Annotated in this window: 21 protein-coding genes and 1 pseudogene; all 22 read left to right on the forward strand. The window is 33.0% G+C overall.

All coding sequences use genetic code 11. From position 1 onward, the window contains the following. Positions 1-154: pseudogene (locus E0K96_RS04855) on the forward strand (hypothetical protein); the annotation flags it as partial. A 10-nt stretch (positions 155-164) separates the two neighbouring features. Then, a complete protein-coding gene (gene aroB, locus E0K96_RS04860) occupies positions 165-1223 on the forward strand; it encodes a 3-dehydroquinate synthase (RefSeq protein WP_168081610.1) in 1059 nt (352 codons plus the stop codon). A gap of 1 nt (position 1224) precedes the next feature. Next, a complete protein-coding gene (aroA, locus tag E0K96_RS04865) occupies positions 1225-2499 on the forward strand; it encodes a 3-phosphoshikimate 1-carboxyvinyltransferase (protein ID WP_168081612.1) in 1275 nt (424 codons plus the stop codon). Further along, positions 2480-3547: a chorismate synthase gene (gene aroC, locus E0K96_RS04870; RefSeq protein WP_168081614.1), complete on the forward strand. Its 1068-nt coding sequence runs from the start codon at positions 2480-2482 to the stop codon at positions 3545-3547. The genes aroA and aroC overlap by 20 nt, the downstream gene beginning before the upstream one ends. A 2-nt stretch (positions 3548-3549) precedes the next feature. Beyond that, positions 3550-4668, forward strand: a complete 1119-nt coding sequence (locus tag E0K96_RS04875; protein ID WP_168081616.1) for a chorismate mutase — start codon at positions 3550-3552, stop codon at positions 4666-4668. After that, positions 4655-5161: a shikimate kinase gene (locus tag E0K96_RS04880; RefSeq protein ID WP_168081618.1), complete on the forward strand. Its 507-nt coding sequence runs from the start codon at positions 4655-4657 to the stop codon at positions 5159-5161. The genes E0K96_RS04875 and E0K96_RS04880 overlap by 14 nt, the downstream gene beginning before the upstream one ends. Before the next feature lie 352 nt (positions 5162-5513). Then, entirely contained in the window at positions 5514-5990 is a 477-nt protein-coding gene (gene tenpIN / locus E0K96_RS04885; RefSeq protein WP_168081620.1) for a type III toxin-antitoxin system TenpIN family toxin, read from the forward strand. Positions 5991-6243: 253 nt separating this feature from the next. Next, positions 6244-7131, forward strand: a complete 888-nt coding sequence (locus E0K96_RS04890) for an ROK family protein (RefSeq protein WP_087297956.1) — start codon at positions 6244-6246, stop codon at positions 7129-7131. Positions 7132-7164: 33 nt separating this feature from the next. Next, entirely contained in the window at positions 7165-7863 is a 699-nt protein-coding gene (locus E0K96_RS04895) for a hydrolase (protein WP_087243353.1), read from the forward strand. Between the two features lie 280 nt (positions 7864-8143). Further along, positions 8144-9031: a thymidylate synthase gene (thyA, locus tag E0K96_RS04900; protein WP_168081622.1), complete on the forward strand. Its 888-nt coding sequence runs from the start codon at positions 8144-8146 to the stop codon at positions 9029-9031. Further along, positions 9031-9504 carry a dihydrofolate reductase gene (locus E0K96_RS04905; protein ID WP_129737484.1) on the forward strand — a complete coding sequence of 158 codons (474 nt, stop codon included), beginning with the start codon at positions 9031-9033 and terminating at the stop codon, positions 9502-9504. The genes thyA and E0K96_RS04905 overlap by 1 nt, the downstream gene beginning before the upstream one ends. After that, positions 9504-10223 (forward strand): lysophospholipid acyltransferase family protein, encoded by a 720-nt coding sequence (locus tag E0K96_RS04910; protein WP_168081624.1) that lies wholly within the window; start codon positions 9504-9506, stop codon positions 10221-10223. Before E0K96_RS04905 ends, E0K96_RS04910 begins: the two co-directional genes overlap by 1 nt. A 185-nt stretch (positions 10224-10408) precedes the next feature. Continuing rightward, a complete protein-coding gene (locus tag E0K96_RS04915) occupies positions 10409-11371 on the forward strand; it encodes a hypothetical protein (RefSeq protein WP_129737488.1) in 963 nt (320 codons plus the stop codon). Positions 11372-11444: 73 nt separating this feature from the next. Then, positions 11445-12569 carry an FAD:protein FMN transferase gene (locus E0K96_RS04920; protein WP_370519876.1) on the forward strand — a complete coding sequence of 375 codons (1125 nt, stop codon included), beginning with the start codon at positions 11445-11447 and terminating at the stop codon, positions 12567-12569. A gap of 10 nt (positions 12570-12579) precedes the next feature. Beyond that, on the forward strand, positions 12580-12819 hold the full coding sequence (locus E0K96_RS04925; protein ID WP_087936163.1) for a TIGR03905 family TSCPD domain-containing protein: 240 nt from the start codon (positions 12580-12582) through the stop codon (positions 12817-12819). 70 nt (positions 12820-12889) lie between these two features. After that, positions 12890-13198: a hypothetical protein gene (locus tag E0K96_RS04930; RefSeq protein ID WP_087243346.1), complete on the forward strand. Its 309-nt coding sequence runs from the start codon at positions 12890-12892 to the stop codon at positions 13196-13198. A gap of 39 nt (positions 13199-13237) precedes the next feature. Then, positions 13238-16297, forward strand: coding sequence for a DNA polymerase III subunit alpha (gene dnaE / locus E0K96_RS04935; RefSeq protein WP_240924441.1), 3060 nt, complete (start codon positions 13238-13240; stop codon positions 16295-16297). Positions 16298-16299: 2 nt separating this feature from the next. Further along, positions 16300-18909 carry a DNA polymerase I gene (polA, locus tag E0K96_RS04940; RefSeq protein WP_168081626.1) on the forward strand — a complete coding sequence of 870 codons (2610 nt, stop codon included), beginning with the start codon at positions 16300-16302 and terminating at the stop codon, positions 18907-18909. A gap of 7 nt (positions 18910-18916) precedes the next feature. Next, positions 18917-19729, forward strand: a complete 813-nt coding sequence (mutM, locus tag E0K96_RS04945) for a DNA-formamidopyrimidine glycosylase (protein WP_168081628.1) — start codon at positions 18917-18919, stop codon at positions 19727-19729. Between the two features lie 12 nt (positions 19730-19741). Beyond that, complete coding sequence (gene coaE / locus E0K96_RS04950; RefSeq protein WP_087297963.1) at positions 19742-20338, forward strand: dephospho-CoA kinase; 597 nt, start codon at positions 19742-19744, stop codon at positions 20336-20338. Next, positions 20319-21566 (forward strand): DnaD domain protein, encoded by a 1248-nt coding sequence (locus E0K96_RS04955; protein ID WP_168081630.1) that lies wholly within the window; start codon positions 20319-20321, stop codon positions 21564-21566. The genes coaE and E0K96_RS04955 overlap by 20 nt, the downstream gene beginning before the upstream one ends. Continuing rightward, on the forward strand, positions 21563-22456 hold the full coding sequence (locus E0K96_RS04960; protein ID WP_087297965.1) for an ATP-binding protein: 894 nt from the start codon (positions 21563-21565) through the stop codon (positions 22454-22456). Before E0K96_RS04955 ends, E0K96_RS04960 begins: the two co-directional genes overlap by 4 nt. Positions 22457-22527 lie beyond the last annotated feature (71 nt).

A 22527-nucleotide genomic window follows, 5' to 3' on the forward strand; every position in this document is an offset into this window, starting at 1 on the left:
AGTTGCAGCGGGATGTGATGGATTGATGATAGAAGTGCATAATGATCCAGAACATGCTTTATGTGATGGACCACAGTCATTAAAACCAGAGAAATATACAGAATTATTGAAACAGGTTGGAGAAATTGCCCATATTGTTGGAAAAGAAATTTAGGAGTGAAAAGATGGATTTAAAAGTCAATTTAGGAAAAGACAGTTACAAGATATATATCAAACAGGGATTGTTGGATCATATTCTAGAATATATCGAGCCATTATGTAAAGGGAAGCAAGTCATGATAATTTCTGATGATCAGGTTTATTCACATTATGGTCAAAAACTCACACAACAACTCAGTCAGTGTTATCGTGTAGGTCAAGTTGTTATTCCTCATGGAGAACAGTCAAAAAGATTTGATATTTTACCAGATATTTATCATCAGTTACTTGCTTTTCATTTAACAAGAAGTGATGCTATTATCGCATTAGGTGGCGGTGTGATTGGTGATTTAGCTGGTTTTGTTGCCAGTACATTTTTAAGAGGTGTGCAATTCATTCAGATTCCAACATCACTTTTATCTCAAGTTGATTCCAGTGTCGGTGGGAAAGTCGCTGTTGATTTACCTGAGGGTAAGAATCTGGTTGGTGCTTTTAAACATCCTGGGGCTGTCTTTATTGATCCACTGACATTAAAGACACTTGATCAAAGATATATCAATGATGGTATGGGTGAAGTGATTAAATATGGTTGTATTTTTGATCAATCACTCTTTCAACAATTGCTTTCCTATACATCTTTTGATGATCTATATCAGGATATTGATGAAATTATTTATCGTTGTGTTGATTTAAAACGTATTGTTGTGGAAAAAGATTTATTAGATTTTGGAGATCGCTTAGCTCTTAATTTTGGTCATACATTAGGTCATGCTATTGAACAGTATTATCATTATGAAAAATATTCACATGGGGAAGCTATTAGTATTGGAATGGTTCAACTTAGCCTTATTGCTGAAAAGAAAGGATTAACCCAAAAAGGAACAGCGGATCAAATTCAAAAAGCATTAGACTTATATCATTTACCATCAGTAGCTCATATTCCTACTGAAGAATTAAAAAAAGCTATGGCTTTAGATAAAAAGAATATCAATCAGAAACTATCTTTTGTTTTATTAAAGGAGATTGGAGATTGCTTTATTTATCCAAGTGATTTATCATTTATAGATGAAAGTAGGGAGGTCTAATATGGCAATCAGTATAACACCTAAACAATTATCAGGGACAGTCTGTGTTCCACCATCAAAGAGCCTGGCACACCGTGCTATTATATGTGCATCATTATCACGTGGTAGAAGTGTCATTACCAATATAGAATATTCTCAAGATATTCGTGCAACTATTGGGGCTATGAAAAGCTTAGGAACAATGATTTTTGAATATGATGATTATTTAGAAATTGATGGAACAACAACTTTTATGAGAAATCAATGTGAAATCAATTGTTTTGAATCAGGATCAACTTTAAGATTTATGATTCCTATTTCACTTGTCTGTGAAAGTAATCTGCATTATATAGGTGAAGGAAGACTGGGGAAAAGACCAATGCAGGTTTATTATGATATTTTTGAACAACAGGGGATATCTTATTTATATAGAGAAAATGTTTTAGATTTATATATCAGAGGAAGAATGCATGGAGGAGAATTTGAAATACCAGGTGATGTATCATCACAGTTTTTAAGTGGTTTATTGTTTGCATTACCATTAATGGATGAAGATTCACGTATTGTGATCACTTCTCCAATGCAGTCAAAAGGTTATGTCGATCTCACATTACAAATGTTAGAAAAATACGGTATTCACATTGAAAATCATGATTATCGTGAGTTTATCATTCGTGGAGGACAACAATATCAGGCATGTGATTATCGTGTTGAAGCTGATTTTTCTCAGGCAGCCTTTTATCTAGTAGCAGGAGCTTTGCATAATGATGTGCTTCTTCAAGATTTGAATATTGATTCTTATCAGGGTGATAAGGTTGTCATTGAACTGTTGAAACAAATGGGGTGTCAATTTGAAAGAACAGCTCAAGGAGACAGGATGTCTTGTCAAAAGATGTATGCAATCACAATTGATGGGTCACAATGTCCAGATATTATTCCCGTGATGGCTTTAGCTTGTGCTGTTAGTGAAGGGGCTTCTAGAATTGAAAACATCAGTCGTTTACGTATCAAAGAATGTGATCGTCTCAAAGCAACAGTCGAAGTGATTAATCAACTGGGAGGACAAGCTAAGGAATTTGAAGACGCTATGGAAATTCAAGGCGTTGCTTCATTACAGGGTGGACATGTTTCATCTTATCATGATCATCGTATGGCGATGATGGAAGCTATCGCTTCCAGTGTGTGTGATCAGCCTGTTGTCATTGATGATGAACAATGTGTGGACAAGTCTTATCCAGATTTCTGGCAGGATTTTCAGTCGTTAGGAGGTGACTTTCATGAGTGCGAATTGGGGTAGTCATATTGAATTGTCACTTTTTGGTGAAAGTCATGGAGAAGCCATTGGTATTGTGATAGGGAACTTGCCAGCAGGTATTCGCTTGGATATGGAACAGATTCGCTGGTATATGAAACGTCGTGCACCGGGACAAAATAAAATGTCAACACCTCGACAGGAAAAAGATGAGGTACACATTGTCAGTGGACTTGTAGATGGAGTCACAACAGGTGCGCCTTTATGTGCCATGATTTATAATCAGAATCAGCATTCTAAAGATTATAGTGAGCTAAAAGCCTGCATGCGTCCAGGACATAGTGATTATCCAGCCTATATGAAATATCATGGTTTCAATGATGTGCGTGGTGGTGGACATTTTTCAGGACGTCTGACGGCTCCCCTTGTTTTTGCTGGAAGTATTGCCAGACAAATTTTAAAAGAAAAAGGAATTATTGTTGGGGCACATATTCAAAGTATTCATCATATTCAAGATCAACCTTTTCCAGTAGATATTGATGAAACATTATTAGAACAATTATCATCAAAAATGTATCCCACTCTTGATGAAGATGTTTTTTTGCAAATGCAGGAAGTCATTGAATCTGCACGACTTCAACAGGATTCAGTTGGGGGAATTGTTGAATGTGCGATTATAAATGTTCCAGCAGGAATAGGCAATCCATTCTTTGATTCTATTGAATCTCATTTATCGCCATTACTCTTTAGTATACCAGCGGTGAAAAGTGTCAGCTTTGGTCAAAGAAATATCACTGAAATGTATGGTCATGAAGCGAATGATGCTTACTATTATCAAGAGGGACAAGTGAAAACAAAAACCAATCATAATGGTGGAGTCACGGGAGGTATCACAAATGGAATGCCGATTGTTTTTCAGGTTGGTATCAAACCAACACCATCTATTTCACAAATACAGGAAACAGTAAATGTACAAACACAAACAAATACACAAATTCAAGTGAAAGGAAGACATGATCCATGTATTGTACCAAGAGCAGTGGTCGTTGTTGAATCCATGGCTGCTTTAGGTATTTTGGATATGCTGGGATAATTATGAAGGATTTAAAACAATGTCGTCAGGAAATTGATGAAATAGATGAACAGATGATGGCTTTATTTGAACGAAGAATGAAAGTAGCAAAAGATGTTGTGACGTATAAGATGGCTCATCATATGGAGATTTTCCAAAGTGAACGCGAAGCTCAGGTCATTCAAAACAATGTTTCACGTATCCAGTCAGAAGATCTTCATTCTTATGCAAAACTGTTTCTTACATCTATGATGAATATTTCAAAGTCATATCAGACAACATTTTTACCGCATCCTCAAACCTTGACTTATGCTTTGCCTAAGGTCAATAATATTACAGTTGGATTTCAGGGTGTACCAGGTTCTTTTTCACAAAAAGCATTAGATACTTATTTTGGTAAACAAACCCAAAGACAACAATATACGCATTTTAAAGATGTTTTTGAGGCTTTAAAACGTGATGAAATAGATTATGGTATTGTTCCTTTAGAAAATTCATCTACTGGAGCTATTAATGATAATTATGATGCGATTAGAGATTATGAATTTTATATTGTTGGTGAACAGAGCCTTTCTGTTTCACAACATTTATTAGGCATCAAAGGGGCTAAGCTTGAAGATATTCAAGAGGTTTATTCGCATCCTCAAGGTTTATTACAGACATCTCTGTTTTTAGAAAAACATCATATTCAGCCTCACGAATATGAAAATACAGCGATGGCAGCCAAGTATGTCTCAACATTACAGAATCCTCATATTGGAGCTATTGCCTCTTCTCAGGCAGCTCAATTATATGATTTAGATATTCTTCAGGATAATATTCAAAATATTCAAAACAATGCCACTCGTTTTATTATTTTTGGGAAACAATTAGAAGTTGTAGAAGATGCTTCATGCATCAGTATTGTTTTTACCTTACCACATCAAGTCGGCGCATTATATCAGATCATGAAGATTATTTATGATTATGCGATTAATATGTTGCGTATTGAATCACGCCCATTATTAGAAACACCATGGGAATATTATTTCTATGTGGATTTAGAAGGAAGTTTAAAAGATGTGGCGATGATACAGGCTTTAGAAGATATGAAAGCTCATACCAAGACAATGAGAGTATTAGGAAATTATGTTAAAAAGTAAAAAAAATATTATCTTGATTGGTATGATGGGATGTGGAAAAACGACAATTGCACGTTTGTTAAAAGATCAGTTAAAAATGAATTGGATTGATATGGATATATATATTGAAGATAAATATCAGATGCGTATTTCTGAAATGTTTGATATATCTGAAGATTATTTTAGACAAAAAGAAACAGAATGTTGTTTGGATGTTTCTAAAATGGAAAACATGATTATTTCAACGGGTGGAGGTGTCATTGAAAGATGCGATAATATCAAGGCGCTTCGTCAAAATGGTTATATTATCTATGTTGATAGACCCATCCCCTTGATATTAGAAGATATAGACACTTCGTCACGTCCTTTATTGAAAGATGGGGCTCAAAGACTTTATGAGCTCTATCAAAAAAGACATCCTCTTTATTTAAAAGCCTGTGATTATCATGTTGATAATGATGGAACATTAGAAGAGATATGTTCAAAAATAATATTGAAATTAAAAGAATTATAGTCATTGATAAGCTATAATTCTTTTCTTTATCATTTCTACTCTGGCTAATTTTAACATTGAAAATTGTAGACTTTTTTATTTGAATGAGTATAATATAAGTGAAAGGAAACTTTCACTTATATTGTTATTAAATGCATATTTGGTGCATATTAATAATGAGATGTTCAATCTCAAGGCATCCTATGATGACGAGTGACGGTTCTGACTCGTCGGTAAAATAAAAAATGACCGAACGATGATGATGTGTGAGAGCAAAGACACATCGGTAAAATAAAAAATGGCTCAAGGATGCAAGATAGAGGAATCTGTAACAGGTTCCTCTTATTTTTTTAGAAAAAGGAGGATATTCAAAATGTATGATTATGAAATAAAGAAATTGAGTAAGCAATTTTATAAAGATTATCCTCATAATCAATATAAAGAAATTTTAACAAAAGAAGGAAGAAGTTATGATGTTGTTTTATTTGAGATAGATTATTTAGCAGATTGTTATGTATGTGTACCATTTAGAACAGAAATGAAACATAATAATGGGTATAAGTTTAAATTTTCTAATAGAAGTAAAAAGCATCAATCAGGATTAGATTTCTCTAAACTTGTTATTGTTTCAAAAGATGATTATATTGGAGAAAATTCTACTATTGATACTGATGAATATCAAGAATTCAAAAGACAAGAAGATCATATTCACCATCATTTAGAAAAATATATACATGATTATGTAGAACATGTTAATGGTTATATACCATTACATATCAAACAATTTGATAGAAAATATAAATATTCTACTCTTCAATATTTTCATAAGGAATTGGGGATTTCGAAATGAAGATAAAAATGTTAGGAAAATTGATATGAGGTATCATTGAAATGATGTAGTTGTGAGATGAATCATGACTATAGTTTGATCTATATCAATGAAAGATTTAAGTTTAGAATCGAGATGTCATTTATCAAATAAATAGGATATGATAATTTTATCGTTTTATCGTTTCTGTAAAGATATTTCTGGTTTGGTTATTCACAGGGAAGTTTATTTAATGGTATAATAAAGTGTAAAAAGAATAAGAAAGGTGAATGAAATGAAAAAATATTTATGTGTAGATGTTGGTGGGACAGCCATTAAAATGGGGATATTAGATGAAGAAGGAACAATTTATGAAACAAAGAAAGTCAAAGTTCCTCCAACAATAGAAGAGATGTACCAGGTTATCGTTGATGCTTTCTTTCATGAAGATAATTTAGAAGGTGTTGCTTTAAGTATGCCAGGTGCGGTAGATAGTGAAAAGGGAATTATTGGAGGTTCTAGTGCTATTGATTATATTCATGGACCACATATTAAAGAAGATTTAGAAAGTCGTTTACATGTTCGTGTCGAAATGGAAAATGATGCCAATTGTGCAGCATTGGCTGAAGTCTGGAAAGGGGCTGCCAGTGATGTGGATGATTGTTGCTTTATTGTCAGTGGAACGGGTATTGGTGGTGCTGTTGTCAAAAATCGCCGTATTCACAAAGGGGTACATTTACATGGTGGAGAGTTTGGTTATATGATTGCTCAATTTGACTTTGATACGCATGAAATGCATACATGGTCTGAAATGGGATCAACAGTTGCTGTTGTGAAAAATGTCGCAAAAGCAAAAGGAATTGATGCTTCCTCATTAAATGGTCAGGACATCTTTGATCATTATCATGATGATCCTATTTATGAAAAATATGTTGATCAATATTATTATGTTTTAGCTAATGGTATTTATAATTTACAATATGCCTATGACCCTCAAAAAATAGTCATTGGTGGCGGTATTAGTGCAAGAAGTGATTTACTTGATGAAGTGAATCAACGTTTAGATGTAATCTTTAAGACTTTTACACATGCGAAAGTTCGTCCAACCGTTTTCACATGTCAATATCAAAATGAAGCTAATTTATTAGGAGCTTTATTTCATTTCTTCACAGTGAATTCATAAATATAATATATAATAATATAGAGGTGATGATGCATGGAAAAAATAACACCTACTGTTGATTCTAAGTTAAGACACATTGTCAAAGTTCCTCAATGTATATATGATGTATCGGGAATCACAATTAATGGGAAAAGGATTAAATCTTTAGTGTTTTCTACTGATGTGGCAGTTATTTCAAATTGCAATGCTGATGCCGTGATAGCTGTTTATCCATTTACCCCTACAATGCAGATTACAAATGCTATTATTGAAGTGGCACAAAAACCTGTTTTTGCTGGAGTGGGTGGAGGAACAACATCAGGACCAAGAGTGAATAAAATCGCTTTAGATGCTGAATTACATGGGGCTACAGCTGTTGTTTTAAATGCACCGACTAAGACAAAATTTGTACAGGAGCTATCTCAGATTATTGATATTCCTATTGTTTTAACAGTTGTTTCTACTGATGAACCATTAGAAGAAAGAATGTTACATTCAGGAGCAAGTATCATTAATGTATCAGGTGGTAAAAAGACAGTAGAAATTATTAAAGCATTACGTAAGATTGATCGAGATTTTCCAATTATCGCAACAGGTGGACCAAATGAAGAAACGATTAGAGAAGTCATTGCAGCAGGAGCGAATGCTGTAACGTATACACCACCATCAAATGGGGAAATATTTAAAGAAATGATGGAGCGCTATCGTATACAATGTTCACACCATGATGATGACGATGACGACGATGATTAAATAATCACATACGATTTAAAAATGAGATTTTCAATATATTTGAGTATCTCTTTTTTTATGAGCATTGATATTAATGAGTCTACTTTTATATATGCTTACAAAAAATGTTTTATAAAAGATACCAAGACTATATGCGTATAAAAGAATTTTTCGTGCAATAAACTATATATTGAAGTCTGGTTAAAAATAATAGACTTTCTCAATATCATTTCTATTTATACAATACAAAAATAATGACTTTTGTTTCTTTATTCGCTATAATAAGCAAGAGGTGAAAAATGTGAAACAATATTTAGATATGTGTCGTTATATATTAGAACATGGGGAAGATCGTGATGATCGTACTGGAACGGGAACACGTAGTGTTTTTGGTTATCAGACACGTTATGATTTACGTGAGGGTTTTCCTTTGATGACAACGAAAAAGATGTTTTTAAGACCTATTGCAGAAGAGCTTTTATGGTTTATTAAGGGAGATACAAACATTAAGTATTTAGTTGATAGAAATGTCAAAATATGGAATGAATGGCCTTATGAAAATTTTAAGAAATCCAAAGATTTTCATGGTGAAAGTTTAGAAGAATTTGTTGCGAAAATAAAAGAACTGCCTGCTGATGATCCATTTGTTGTGAAATATGGAGAACTAGGACCTGTTTATGGAAGACAATGGCGTAATTTTAATGAACAAGGTATTGATCAATTACAGAATTTAATTGATTCTTTAAAAAACAATCCTTTTTCAAGAAGACATATTGTCAGTGCATGGAATCCTGTAGAAGTTGATCAGATGGCTTTACCACCATGTCATGCTTTTTTACAGTTTTATGTGTCAGCTGATCGCAAATATTTATCTTGTCAGTTATATCAAAGAAGTGCTGATACATTTTTAGGTGTTCCTTTTAATATTGCATCTTATGCTTTAATGACAGCTATGCTAGCACAGGTGTGTGGATATGAAGCCAAAGAATTTATTCATACCATTGGGGATGCCCATATTTATAAAAATCATTTTGATGTTGTGAAAGAACAAATTTCTAGAGCACCACTTCCATTATGTCAATTAAAGTTAAATCCTGAAGTGAAGTCTTTATTTGATTTTACAATTGATGATATACATATTGAAAATTATCAAAGTCATGGAAGATTATATGGGAAGGTGAGTGTCTAATGATTAGTATTATTGTGGCTATGGATGATAATCGTTTGATTGGAAAGAAGGATTCATCAAATGGAATGCCATGGAACAACAAAGAAGATTTAAAGCATTTTAAAGAAACAACCATTCATCAGACTATTTTAATGGGTTATACAACATATCAGGCTATTGGTAGACCACTACCTCATCGTCATACTATTGTTGTGAGCTTTGAACCATTTGAAGATGATCGTGTAGAAGTGAGAACATCATTAGAAGAAGTGATTCAGGAATATAAAGAGAGTGGAAAAGATTTATTTATTTCTGGTGGGGCTTCCATCTATAAGCAGTCTTTACCTTATGTTGACCAATTGTTGATTTCTAGAATAAAAGGAACACATGATGGAGAAACTTATTTTCCGGATTTTGATGGCTATGGTTTTGTTTTAAAGGAAGTCAAACCATTTGAAACATTTGATTTGGAAATTTATCAAAGAGGTGCCTAATGAAAAGAATTATATTTTTAATCTTTAGATTATTATACAGAATACCTGGCTGGTTATTAACTATTCATCGTTATAATAAAAATAAAGAGAACATCAGTTTTGCACAAAGATTCTATTTTATTCAAGAATTGGTTAGAAAAGTCAATCAAAAATCAAGAGTTCAGATTCATTGTTATGGTAAAGAGAATTTACCTGAAGAACAGGGTTATTTAATGGCTCCTAATCATCAGGGATTATTTGATGCCTTGATTTTATTTGGAACACATGATAAACCTTTTAAATTCATTGTGAAAAAAGAATTAATGCATGTCTTTGTATTAAAAAATGTATTACATATGGTTGATGCTTTAGCCATTGATCGTGAAAATATTCGCGCTTCAGTCAAAGTCATTAGACAGGCTTCTAAAGAAATGAAAGAAGGAACAAGCTATGTCATCTTCCCTGAGGGAACAAGATGTCGTCAACAAAACAAAATGCTTGAATTTAAAGGTGGAACTTTTAAATCTGTTATGGATGCAAAAAAACCAATTGTGCCAGTCGCATTAATTGATTGTTATAAGGTGTTTGATAATAACTCTATTGAAAAGGTAAATGCTCAGATTCATTATTTACCACCTATCTACTATGATGAATATAAAGATATGAGCAGTACAGAAGTTGCAAGTATGGTACAATCAAGAGTTGAAAAATGTATTCAGGAAAACGAGAATAAATTCTAGAAATTTATTCTTTTTTCTTATGAATTTTTTCACAAAATCATTGATGAATTCAAAATAATTTGTATTTTCTATTTGTTTTGAACCTAAAAATAAGTGGGAAAACAGCGAAAAAAACTTGATATATAAACGCTTTCAAGATATAATATATATAGTTCAAAAAAGGAATGGGAAGGAGAAATTTTTTTATGAACAAATTATTAAAAGTTTTAGCTGCATCTGCTTTAGTGGCTACTGTTTTAGTTGGATGCGGTAAAAAAGGAGAATCAACTGGAGGAGCTGCTGAAGGTGCAAAATATGCAAAAGCTGGATTTGGTATGATTATTGAACCTGGTGATACAACAAGTACAACTATGGCAACAGTGGGATTGGATGCTGAAGGTAAAATTAATTACATTGATGTAGATGTTATCCAAACTCCTAATGGAAAAGACGAAACTAAAACTAAAAAAGAATTAAAAGAAGACTATGGAATGAAATCTACTTCAGCTCAAATGGGTAAAATTGAAGGTGGTGCAGAATGGTATCAACAAATTGCTAAATTTGAAGAATTCTGTAAAGGTAAAACTTTAGACGAAGTTGCTGCAATTGAAACAGAACAACGTGATGAAGAACATACTTCAGTACCAAAATCTGGTTCTGATTTAGCTACTGGATGTACAATGGATATTGGTGCATTTAAAGAAGCTGTAGCAAAAGCTGGTCAAAATATGACAGAAGTTAATGCTGCAAAAATTGGTTCTGGTGAAGTTGTTAGCTGGGATGGAGAACAAAAAAATACAACAACTGCTGCAGTTGCATTAGATGCTGACGGAAAAGCTGTATGGGCTTATGTAGATGTTTCTCAAAATCCAAATGGAAAAGATGAATCTAAATCTAAAAAAGAATTACAATCAGATTACGGAATGAAATCTACTTCAGCTCAAATTGGTAACATCGAAGGTGGAGCAGAATGGTATGAACAAGCTGCTACATTTGAAAAATATGTTGTTGGAAAAACAGCTGATGAAGTTGCTGCAACTGAAACAGAAAAACGTGATGAAGAACATACTTCAGTACCAAAATCTGGTTCTGATTTAGCAGCTGGATGTACAATGGATATTGGAGCATTCTTAGAAGCAGTAGCTGAAGCATTTGCTAACGCTCAATAAAAAATGATGAAAACCATGAAAAATTCATGGTTTTTTTTTATGTTTATTGCTATAATGAACACTGGTGATGAAATTGAAAAAAGGAATATTAAGCTTATTGGCTTTATCAATGATGAGTTTGGTCGTTGGATGTGAAAAAAAATATGAATTAATGAGTCATCATTTTACGGGACCATTTGATACCATTACGACTTATATGTCTTATGCCAATAATGAAGAAGAATTTAATGAACAATGTGATTATATTGAAGAACAGTTGAATTATTATGATCATTTGTTTGATAAGTATAATACATATGATAATATGAATAATCTCAAAACAATTAATGATAATGCAGGTCAAAAGGCTATTGCGGTTGATCAGCCGTTAATTGATTTATTGACACTAAGTATTGAAAGAAATAAAACCATTTCTTCTAAAGTGAATGTCGCTTTTGGAAGTGTCATTAATATTTGGCATGATTACCGTGATAAGGCTGAAGCTAATGGTGGTGTTGGTGAAGTGCCAGATAGCGAAGAATTAGAAAAAGCTAATTTACATACAAGTATTGATAGTATTCAAATTGATGAAAAGCAAAAGACTGTCTATATTGATGATCCTGAAGTTTCAATTGATGTAGGGGCCACTGCTAAGGGTTATGCGATTGAATTGATTAAAGATGGATTGATTGAAAAAGGTGTTGATAATTTCTTATTGAGTGGTGGTGGCAATGTGGCCAGCCATGGTCAAAGAAAAATTCAAAAAGAAGGAGATTTTTATCTTGATGAATGTGCCGATAAATTCTGCGTCGGTATTGAATCACCTCAAGATGGTAATTATTCAGCAAGTGTGGATGATCCTGACAGTGAAAATGAAGCTGTTTTAGTTGTTCAAGGAGAATCAATTGTCACAAGTGGAGACTATCAAAGATTCTATCAGGATGATAATGGTATCAGATATCATCATTTGATTGATCCAGATACTTTATATCCAGCTGTTTATTTTAGAAGTGTCAGTATCATTACTGAAGATAGTGGCTTGGCTGATTTCTTGAGTTCAGCTGTTTTCTTGATGAGTTATGAAGATGGATTGAAGCTGATTAATTCATTGGATGGTGTAGAAGCGATCTGGCTATTAGAAGATGGTCAAATCAGAATGTCAGATGGTTTAAAAGATAATGAAAATATTTATGTAATAGAAAAATCAAGATTGAAATAGGAGGAAAAGTATGCAAAGTTATAAAACCAAAGGAACATGTTCATCACGTATTGATTTTGATATTGAAGATGGTAAAGTGACACATGTAAAATTTATTGGTGGCTGTTCAGGAAATACACAGGGGGTAGCCAGACTTGTTGAAGGGATGAGTAAAGAAGAAGCTATTACCAGATTAGAAGGTATTCGCTGTGGTGCCAAATCGACATCTTGTCCAGATCAGCTTGCAAAAGCATTAAAACAAGCTCAGTAGAACAAAACAATGTTCTACTTTTTTTGTCTTTTTTAGTTGTTGTCTACATATGATAGATTAGGTGATGTCTATGATGATACGTAGAATGAAAAAAATGCAACTGTTATGTGGAATTCTTTTAATATTACAACTGGTATGTTTTCAATGGATGATTCCATTTCATTTTTTAGCTGTTTTGTTGAGTATCATTATTATAATTAATCAAAGATGGTTTAAAGTTATACAACTTCAATATCATTTTTATTTAATTGGTTTATATTTTTATCGTTTATGGGTTTTAAGTATTGAAAGTTTTTATTTTTTAGATTTGATTTATGTTGTGTTTTGTCTGTATATTGCGATTATGTTAATTCTTTTCTCGTTTCATTGTATCTTATAATGATTTTTTTTGTTATAATGTAGCATAAAGGAGGCGGTTATGATGTTTGGTCATTTGCAGATTTATAGTGGTTATAGTTTTCAGCAAAGTACAATTTTAATTGAAGATTTGGTTATGGCTGCAAAAGAGAAACATTTAGATGCCTTAGCCTTAACAGATAAAAATAATATGTTTGCGACAATAGAATTTAGTGAAACATGCTTAAAAAATAATATTAAACCTATTTTGGGCATGGAAGCCAGTGTCTTGATTGATGGGAATATTTATCCATTTATTCTTTTGGCTATTGATGATCAGGGCTATTTTGATCTGGTTCAAATCTGCTGTGAGATTAACTTAAGTCAAGATCGTGCCATTGCCTTAAATAAACTGGCGTTGTATCATGAACATCTTTATATCATTTCTGGTTTGGAAGATGGCATTATTGAACGTCATGTTGCAAAGGAAATGGAAGATGAAGCCATTAAATATATGCGTTTATTTCAAGAACTTTTTCATGATCATTATTATGTCATGTTACAAAATCATTATTTAAAATTTCAGGAACAACGCAATCAAAGAATCATATCTTTGGCTCGTTATGTCAAAGTCAAAGTGATTTGTTCTAATGAAGTGCGCTATTTAAAAAAACAGGATGCTTTGGCTGTTGATTTGATGCAGGCTTCTTTAAGTGGAACGGTCTTAGATACCCAATATGAGCCATTGACGCAAGAAAAATATTTAAAAAGTGAAGCTGAAATGGAACAGTTATTTTCATCAGAGATTATTGAAGAAACAAGAAAAGTGTTAGTGACATGTAAAGCAACAGTGCCTTTACATGAAAAATATTTACCGACATATCCTGTCCCACATCAGGGAAAAGCTGTTGATTATTTAAGAAGTTTATGTAAAGTTGGATTAAAGAAACGCTTTGGTCATCAGGACATTCCCGTCACTTATAAAAAACGTCTACAATATGAATTGAATGTGATTCATGAAATGGGATTTGATGATTATTTTTTAATTGTCTGGGATTATGTTCGTTGGGCAAAAGTGCATAAAATTCAAGTTGGACCAGGAAGAGGGAGTGCAGCTGGAAGTCTGGTTGCCTATGTTTTAGGAATTACCAATATTGATCCATTGCGTTATGATTTGCTGTTTGAACGTTTTTTAAATCCTGGTCGTGTTTCTATGCCTGATATTGATATTGATTTTCAGGATGATCGTCGTGATGAAGTGATTCGCTATGTTATTGATAAATACGGTCAGGATCATGCCGCACAGATTGTCACTTTTAATACTTATGGACCTCGTGTAGCAATCAAAGAAATGGGAAAAGTCATGGGGATTCCACTTGCACGATTAGAATTAATTGCCAAGATGATACCTACTTCTCCTAAAAACAAAAAAACGATTACGCAGATGTATCAGACTTCTGCGCAGTTTCAATCTCTGATCAATCAAGATCCACGTCTTAAAAAAATCGTTGGAGCAACGAGTATTATTGAGCATTTACCACGTAATGTATCAACACATGCGGCGGGAGTTATTTTATCTAGACGTGCTTTACATGAAGTTGTGCCATTAGTTGTAGGACCAACGTCAACATTAATGAGTCAATATTCTAAAGATTATATTGAAACAGCTGGTTTTCTGAAGATGGATTTTCTAGCTCTTAAAAATCTCACAATGCTGGATTATATTTGTAAAGATATTGAACACAATGAAGGGGTTTCTATTGCGTTGAATCAATTGCCATTAGATGATGAAAAGACATATCGTCTGATTTCCAAAGCAGATACTTTTGGTGTCTTTCAGTTAGAATCTTATGGGATGCGTCATTTGTTAAGACAGATGAAACCTTACTGTTTTGATGATATTGTAGCAGCCATAGCCTTGTTTAGACCAGGACCTATGGAAAATATTCCGACTTATTTAAAACGTCGCAGTCATCAAGAAAAGATTACATATCCTTTAAAGGAGTTAGAACCTATTTTAAAATCGACTTATGGCATCATGGTTTATCAGGAACAAATGATGCAGGTTGCCCAAAAAATGGCAGGTTTTTCACTTATGAAAGCTGATATACTGAGAAAGGCAACATCTAAAAAAGAAACACAGCTGATGCAGTCCATGAAAGAAGAATTTATTCAAGGTTGTTTAGATCATGGTTTCACTCAAGAAAAAGCTATTGAAGTTTTTGGTCTGATTGAAAAGTTTGCCGATTATGGATTTAATAAGTCACATAGTGTGGCTTATGGATACGTGGCTTATCAGTTGGCATATTTAAAAGCCAATTATCCACTTTACTTTTTTGCATCGATCTTATCTAATGAATTATCAAGTGAAAATACAAAGGTGCATTGTATTCAGGAGTGTAAAGCTTATCATGTCCAGATTTTACCACCGTCAGTCAATTATTCTCAGGCTCGTTTTATGGTGGAAGATGGGCATATTCGCTATTCTTTATTAGCCATTAAAAATGTTGGATATGCGGGTTATAAAGCTATTGTTGAAGAACGTGAAAAAGGATTATTTTTAGATATTTATGATTTTATGATGCGTATGGAAAATTCACATTTATCTAAAAAAATGTTAGAATCATTGGTTGATGCAGGGGCTTTGGATGAGTTTGGAATGTCACGTCAAACCATTTTAAAGAATCTGGATGCGATTAGGGATTATGGACATTTAAAAGAAAATCTGGGGATTGATGAAAAACCAGTTTTAACGATTTATCAAGATCAGCAGGAAGAAAAACTCGCAAGAGAAAAAGCTGTATTGGGTGTGTATCTATCTATGCATCCTATTGAACTGATGAAACAAAAGATTCAGACAGCTTATGTTAATGTGGCTGATTTGGATGAATATATCCAAAAGACAGTTAATGTGGTTGTGCAGTTACAACGTGTTAAAAATATTACTGATCGTAAAGGTCAGGAAATGTGTTTTATTGAAGCAATGGATGAAACAGGTAGTATGGATGGTGTTGTCTTTGCTTCAAGTTATAAAAACATAGGAATGATGTTAAAGAAAGGAAATATTTGTCTTATTCAGGGAAAAGTAAATATGAAAGATAAATTATCTTTGATTGTGGATAAGGCAAGGGTTGTTGAATAGATATGGAAGAATTAATTTTGATTGATGGAAATTCATTGTTATTTAAAGCTTATTATGCAACGGCATCAATGGGAAATTTAATGGTGAATAAAGATGGGATACCAACCAATGCAGTCTTTGGTTTTGCGAATATGTTACAAAAGATATTAGAACGTGAAAGTGCCTATATTGTTGTGGCATTTGATTATGGTAAAAAGACATTTAGAAACGATTTATTGAAACAATACAAAGCCACAAGAAAAGAAACACCGGATGAATTAAAATGTCAGTTTGCAATGGTCAGAGAATTTCTAGATGCTTATTCTATTCCTTATTATGAATTAGAGGGATATGAAGGTGATGATTTAATTGGCACATTATCAAGGCTAGGGGAAGAACAAGGTTTAAGCGTGTCTATTTTTACAGGAGATAAAGATGCTTTTCAGCTCGTCTCTAAGCAGACAACAGTTTATCGTACTGTGAAAGGTGTCACTCAGCTTGATGTTTATACACCTGAAACGATTCAGGAAAAATATGGGTTGGTTCCTGATCAGATTCGTGATTTTCTAGGACTTATGGGAGATAGTGCTGATAATATTCCTGGAATTAAAGGTGTAGGTGAAAAAACAGCTTTAAAATTGCTTCATGAGTATGGAACGATTGAAAACTTAAAGGAACATATGCATGAAATCAAAGGAAAAATGGGTGAAAAGATTCGTGAAAATATTGATATTGGACTTCAATCTAAGAAAATAGCTACGATTTTAAGAGATGTTCCTGTGACATTGGATTTAAATCAGGCACGTTATGATGGATATGATTTTGAAAAGCTCAAGGCTTTTTATACACATTATGATATGAATTCATTATTGAAAAAGATTTCTGTTGAATCACGTCCAACATCAAAAACGGATTTTCAATATGAAGTTGTTCAAAAAATGCCACCGATTCAAGAAGACAGTAGTGTTTTAGGGGCTATTTATGATTCTAATTATCATAAATCCATTGTTTTAGGATATGCTTTATATAATGCACATCAGGCTTATTTCATTACTTTTGAAGATGCTCTCAAAGATCAGCAGTTTTTAGACTATTTAAAAGATGAACATTATCATAAATACAGTTATAATATCAAAGCTCAAATTTTATCAGCCAAATGGAATGGTATTGAAATCAAAGGTATGGACTTTGATTTACAATTAGCCTCTTATATCTTAAATCCAAGTTTAAAAGATGAAATGAAATATATTGGAGATTATTATGGTTATACGTCTTTACAATATGAAGAAGAGGTTTTTGGAAAGAACACAAAGAAACATATTCCTGAATTAGATTTATTAGCCAAACATACCATTTCTAAAGCGAAGGCTATCTATGATTTAAAAGATCAGGCCATTGAAAAACTAAAACAGGAAGAACAGTATGATTTGTATCAGAATCTAGAATTACCAGTGACTTATATTTTGGCTCAAATGGAATATGTTGGAGCTAAGATAGATGTTGATGTCTTGAAAAAACTGGAACAGAATTTTGATCAGCAGATTAAAGAAATTGAAGAAGATATTTATATGCTGGCTGGTGAAAAATTCAATATTGCTTCTCCTAAACAGTTAGGTGATATTTTATTTCATAAATTAGGTTTGCCTAATGGTAAAAAAACAAAGAGTGGATATTCTACATCACAGGATATCTTAGAAAAGATTGAAGACTTACATCCAATTGTGCCTTTGATTCAACAATATCGTATGTTGACAAAATTATCATCTACATATGTCAAAGGATTACAGGAACAAGTCTTTCCTGATGGTAAAATTCATACCATTTTTAATCAGGCTTTAACACAGACAGGACGTTTATCATCTATTGATCCTAACTTGCAAAATATTCCTGTCCGTCAGGAAGAAGGAAAACTGATTCGACAGGCTTTTGTAGCGAGTCATGATTATTTAATATCTTTTGATTATTCACAGATTGAATTGCGTATTTTAGCACATTTGGCTCAAGTGAAATCATTGATTGACGCTTTCCATCAAAATAAAGATATCCATACACATACAGCGGCACTGGTTTTCAAAGTCAAAGATGAAGATGTCACTCCACAAATGCGTCGTCAGGCCAAAGCCGTTAACTTTGGAATCATTTATGGTATGGGAGAATTCCGTTTATCTAAACAGATCGGTGTGACATTATCTGAAGCTAAAGAATTCATTCGTCGCTATTTTGAAGAATATCCTGAAATTCAACAATATATGCATCGTGTTGTAGAAGACTGCAAAAAAAATGGTTATGTATCTACGGTATTGAATCGTAAACGTTATATTCCAACTATTAATGATAAGAATTTTATGGTGCGTGAACAGGCAAAACGTTTTGCGATGAATTCTCCAATTCAGGGAAGCGGTGCTGATATTTTAAAACTTGCGATGATTCAGGTAGATCGTTTAATGAAAGAAAAGAAAATGAAATCACAAATGATTTTACAGGTACACGATGAATTGATTTTTGATGTTTATAAAGAAGAATTGGATGAAATGATGACGATCATCAAATCAGCTATGGAAAATGCCTTCCAAATGGAAGTTCCATTAAAGGTGGATGGAACTTATGCAACCAACTGGTATGATTTAAAATAAGGATTATATGCCAGAATTACCAGAAGTAGAAACCGTCAGGCGTACTTTAAAGAATTTTATTTTAGAACGCCCTATTTTAGGCATTGATGTTTATTATGATCGTATCATTCAGGGAGATACACAATTATTTGTCGAAAGTCTTCAACATGAAATCTTTTGTGATATTGATCGTGTTGGAAAATATCTGATTTTTAAATGTCAAAATCATGCATTTGTTTCTCATTTGCGTATGGAAGGAAAATTCCATATTGTTGAAAGTGATGAGCCTGTCAATAAACATACACATGTTGTTTTTCATATGGATAGGCATCAGGATTTAAGATATATAGATACAAGAAAATTTGGACGTATGGAACTGGTGAGTCTGGATGATTATCGTGAACAGTTGCCTTTAAAGAAATTAGGTCCAGAACCTTTTGAAATCACAACAGAGGCTTTATATGAACGTTTGCATCATTGTTCTTTGCCTATTAAAACAGCCTTGCTTGATCAAAGTCTTATGTGCGGGATAGGAAATATTTATGCCAATGAGATATGTTTTTATATGCATATTGATCCACGTACCAAAGCTTCTCGTTTATCTCGAAAAAGAGTGGATGAATTAAGAAAGGTTGCGATTATGGTATTACAAAGTGCCATTGAACAGGGTGGCACAACGATTCATTCCTTTGATGCTAATGGGATACATGGTCTGTTTCAGGTTCAGCTTAAAGTTCATGGACAAAAGGTTTGTCCAGTCTGTCATCATGATATTAAAAAAGTCATGGTTCATCAGCGTGGCACTTATTTTTGTCCACAATGTCAAAAGAAACGTTATTAAGGGGTGTGAAAAATGAGTCGAGTCATTGGAATTACGGGGTCAATTGCAGTGGGAAAAAGCAGTGTGACACAATATTTAAGAACACATGGTTATTGTGTTTTGGATGCTGATGAGATTTCACATCAGGCTTTAGAAAAGAACAGTGGATGTTATCATCAGATCATTGCTCACTTTGACTGTTTAGATGAAAATGGAAATATCAGTCGCCAAAAGCTGGGACAGATTGTTTTTCATGATGCCAAAAAGAAAGCTTTATTAGAAAGTATTATTCACCCTTATGTGAAAACAACATTACAGGAGGGAATTGAGACTTCTCAAGAACCGCTGATCTTTTTAGATGTACCATTATTATATGAAACGCATATGGATGAAATGTGTGATAGTGTCATTGTTGTTTATGTTGATGAAATGACTCAAATGAAACGTCTGATGGCACGCAATCATATTGATGAAACACAGGCTCAACATTTAATGAGTCAACAAATATCTATTGAAAGAAAAAAAGACATGGGAGATTATATCATTGATAATCGTTATGGTTTTGAAGAGTTATATCAAAATATAGAAAGGGTATTAAAGGATTTAAAAGATGAAACTGTATGTGACTGATTTATATCGTGTAGAAATGCGTTATCCGCTTGATGACGTACAAATAGATACATTATATTCTCTGTATCAGCCTTTGATTGGCATGGAGGCAACGCATTTGTATATGATGCTTGTCATGGAAGGAAAACGAATGCGCCGTTTTATTGCACCTTGTCCACTTTCACGTTTAACATCTTATATGTCTATGAGTGTTATGGATATGGAAAAAGCTTTACGTAGTTTAGAAGCAATAGGATTGGTGAAAACTTATGTCAAACATGAAAATGATATAACCCAGTATATTTATCGTCTTTATGCCCCTTTATCTTTAAAAGCATTCTTTAAAAATCAGATTTTATCTTCATTATTACAGTTATCTTTATCTGAAGATGATTTTCAAAAAACAGTGCAATATTTTAAGATTTCTTTAGAAAATCTAGATGGTTATGAAGATATTACAGCAAGATTTCAAGATGTTTTTACTATCCAGCATTCTCCCCAAAAAACACGTCTTTTAAAATACAATGAAGATTTGATCCATCAAACAACACAGGATGTCAAAATAGATTATGATTATGATTTATTGTATCAGAGTTTAGCGGATTATCAGGTGAATCGTTCTTTACTGAGTCAGGATGATTTGAATTATGCGACAGAACTGGCTTATGTTTATCATGTTGATGCTTTAACATTGGCAGGCATTATGAAAGATGCTATGGAATCACAGGGAATCAATCGCAGTCGTATGAAACAGGCAATTCAAAAATATTTTGATGTATCTCAAACATCTCAGTTACAGGAAGTTTATCATAAGCAGCCTATCCAGTTTCAAACATCAGATCAGACTTCATCACCACTTGTTTTACATATGAAATATTTAGATTCCTTAACACCCTATGATCTTTTAAAAGATAAACAGGGAGGCAAAGAACCTGTCTATCATGATTTAATGATTGTGGAAACGTTAATGGTTCAATTAGGTTTAAAACCTGCTGTGGTGAATGTTTTGATTGAATATGTCTTAGGTAAGAATAATAATCGTTTGTCAAAACGTTATTGTGAAGCGATTGGTGCTTCATGGGCCCGTAAGAATATTCAGACGGCTATGGATGCCTATCGTGAATTGATGAATCAATCCACACCAGAACAATCCAAAGAAGAAGAGGTTTCATCATCTTCATCACAAAGTCAAGTGTCATCACAAGAGCTGATGGACTTACTTAATCAATTGAAGGAGGGACAATTATGATCAAAATATCTGATATGATCGTCAAAGATGATATTGAAAAGTTAAAAAAAGAAAGCCAGTATGCATTATTAAAGGAACAGAATATTCAAGCTTTTTTAAAACAGAATCATTTAGATCCATCTGTTATGGATGATTACTGGGTAGAATTTTTAGATTATAATGATGATTTTCATGTTTGTCAGTCATGTCAATCTTTAAATCAGTGTCCTAAAGATACCATTGGTATGCAAAAAATATTAAAATATTATGATGGTGAAATTGTTTTAGAACTGCAAAGCTGTCCTTTTGGTAAAGAAATTGAAAAGAAGAGAAAACTTCTCGATCACTTTGTGATGAGTAATGTTAGTGAAGATTTAATGCTGACAGATTTGTCTTCACTCAAGATTGTTGAAAATGCGGCGAAACTTTCAGCTAATCATCAAAATGCTTTAGGACATATTCTTAAGTATTCACAGACACCCACTTCACAAGGACTTTTCTTACATGGTCCAATGGGAAGTGGAAAGACAACATTGTTGGCTGGTTTGATGAATAGTTTAGCTAAGAAAGATAAACAGATTGGATTTATTCATTTTCCAACTTATCTGATTGATCTCAAAGCGAGTTTTTCTTCTGGTGATAATGAATACGCTATGGATAAGTTGTTGAAGGTTGATTATTTACTGTTGGATGAATTAGGTGAAGAAAATATCACAGCGTGGTCACGTGATGAAATTCTATTAACCATTTTATCTTATCGTTTATTGAATCATTTACCTACTTTTTTTACAAGTATGTATGGTTATAATGAATTAAAAAAAGTCTATACTTTAAAAAAAGGTGATGAAATTCGTGCAAATACAATTATTTCAAAATTGAAAGCGTTAAGCATTGAAATAATGCTTGACTGAACCAAAATGACGATATAGAATGTACTCGAAAGTATAGAATACAACGTCATTTTATGATAAAATAATAACGA

Source organism: Massilimicrobiota sp. SW1139 (genome assembly GCF_012027715.1).
In the GTDB taxonomy this organism is placed as follows: Bacteria; Bacillota_I; Bacilli_A; order Erysipelotrichales; family Coprobacillaceae; genus Allocoprobacillus; species Allocoprobacillus merdigallinarum.

What these genes read in the sequence shown, in the direction of transcription:
- aroB (WP_168081610.1), top strand. Translation starts at nt 165, where the DNA reads ATGGATTTAAAAGTCAATTTAGGAAAAGACAGTTACAAGATATATATC.
- aroA (WP_168081612.1), top strand. Translation starts at nt 1,225, where the DNA reads ATGGCAATCAGTATAACACCTAAACAATTATCAGGGACAGTCTGTGTT.
- aroC (WP_168081614.1), top strand. Translation starts at nt 2,480, where the DNA reads ATGAGTGCGAATTGGGGTAGTCATATTGAATTGTCACTTTTTGGTGAA.
- E0K96_RS04875 (WP_168081616.1), top strand. Translation starts at nt 3,550, where the DNA reads ATGAAGGATTTAAAACAATGTCGTCAGGAAATTGATGAAATAGATGAA.
- E0K96_RS04880 (WP_168081618.1), top strand. Translation starts at nt 4,655, where the DNA reads ATGTTAAAAAGTAAAAAAAATATTATCTTGATTGGTATGATGGGATGT.
- tenpIN (WP_168081620.1), top strand. Translation starts at nt 5,514, where the DNA reads ATGTATGATTATGAAATAAAGAAATTGAGTAAGCAATTTTATAAAGAT.
- E0K96_RS04890 (WP_087297956.1), top strand. Translation starts at nt 6,244, where the DNA reads ATGAAAAAATATTTATGTGTAGATGTTGGTGGGACAGCCATTAAAATG.
- E0K96_RS04895 (WP_087243353.1), top strand. Translation starts at nt 7,165, where the DNA reads ATGGAAAAAATAACACCTACTGTTGATTCTAAGTTAAGACACATTGTC.
- E0K96_RS04905 (WP_129737484.1), top strand. Translation starts at nt 9,031, where the DNA reads ATGATTAGTATTATTGTGGCTATGGATGATAATCGTTTGATTGGAAAG.
- E0K96_RS04910 (WP_168081624.1), top strand. Translation starts at nt 9,504, where the DNA reads ATGAAAAGAATTATATTTTTAATCTTTAGATTATTATACAGAATACCT.
- E0K96_RS04915 (WP_129737488.1), top strand. Translation starts at nt 10,409, where the DNA reads ATGAACAAATTATTAAAAGTTTTAGCTGCATCTGCTTTAGTGGCTACT.
- E0K96_RS04925 (WP_087936163.1), top strand. Translation starts at nt 12,580, where the DNA reads ATGCAAAGTTATAAAACCAAAGGAACATGTTCATCACGTATTGATTTT.
- E0K96_RS04930 (WP_087243346.1), top strand. Translation starts at nt 12,890, where the DNA reads ATGATGATACGTAGAATGAAAAAAATGCAACTGTTATGTGGAATTCTT.
- dnaE (WP_240924441.1), top strand. Translation starts at nt 13,238, where the DNA reads ATGATGTTTGGTCATTTGCAGATTTATAGTGGTTATAGTTTTCAGCAA.
- polA (WP_168081626.1), top strand. Translation starts at nt 16,300, where the DNA reads ATGGAAGAATTAATTTTGATTGATGGAAATTCATTGTTATTTAAAGCT.
- mutM (WP_168081628.1), top strand. Translation starts at nt 18,917, where the DNA reads ATGCCAGAATTACCAGAAGTAGAAACCGTCAGGCGTACTTTAAAGAAT.
- coaE (WP_087297963.1), top strand. Translation starts at nt 19,742, where the DNA reads ATGAGTCGAGTCATTGGAATTACGGGGTCAATTGCAGTGGGAAAAAGC.
- E0K96_RS04955 (WP_168081630.1), top strand. Translation starts at nt 20,319, where the DNA reads ATGAAACTGTATGTGACTGATTTATATCGTGTAGAAATGCGTTATCCG.
- E0K96_RS04960 (WP_087297965.1), top strand. Translation starts at nt 21,563, where the DNA reads ATGATCAAAATATCTGATATGATCGTCAAAGATGATATTGAAAAGTTA.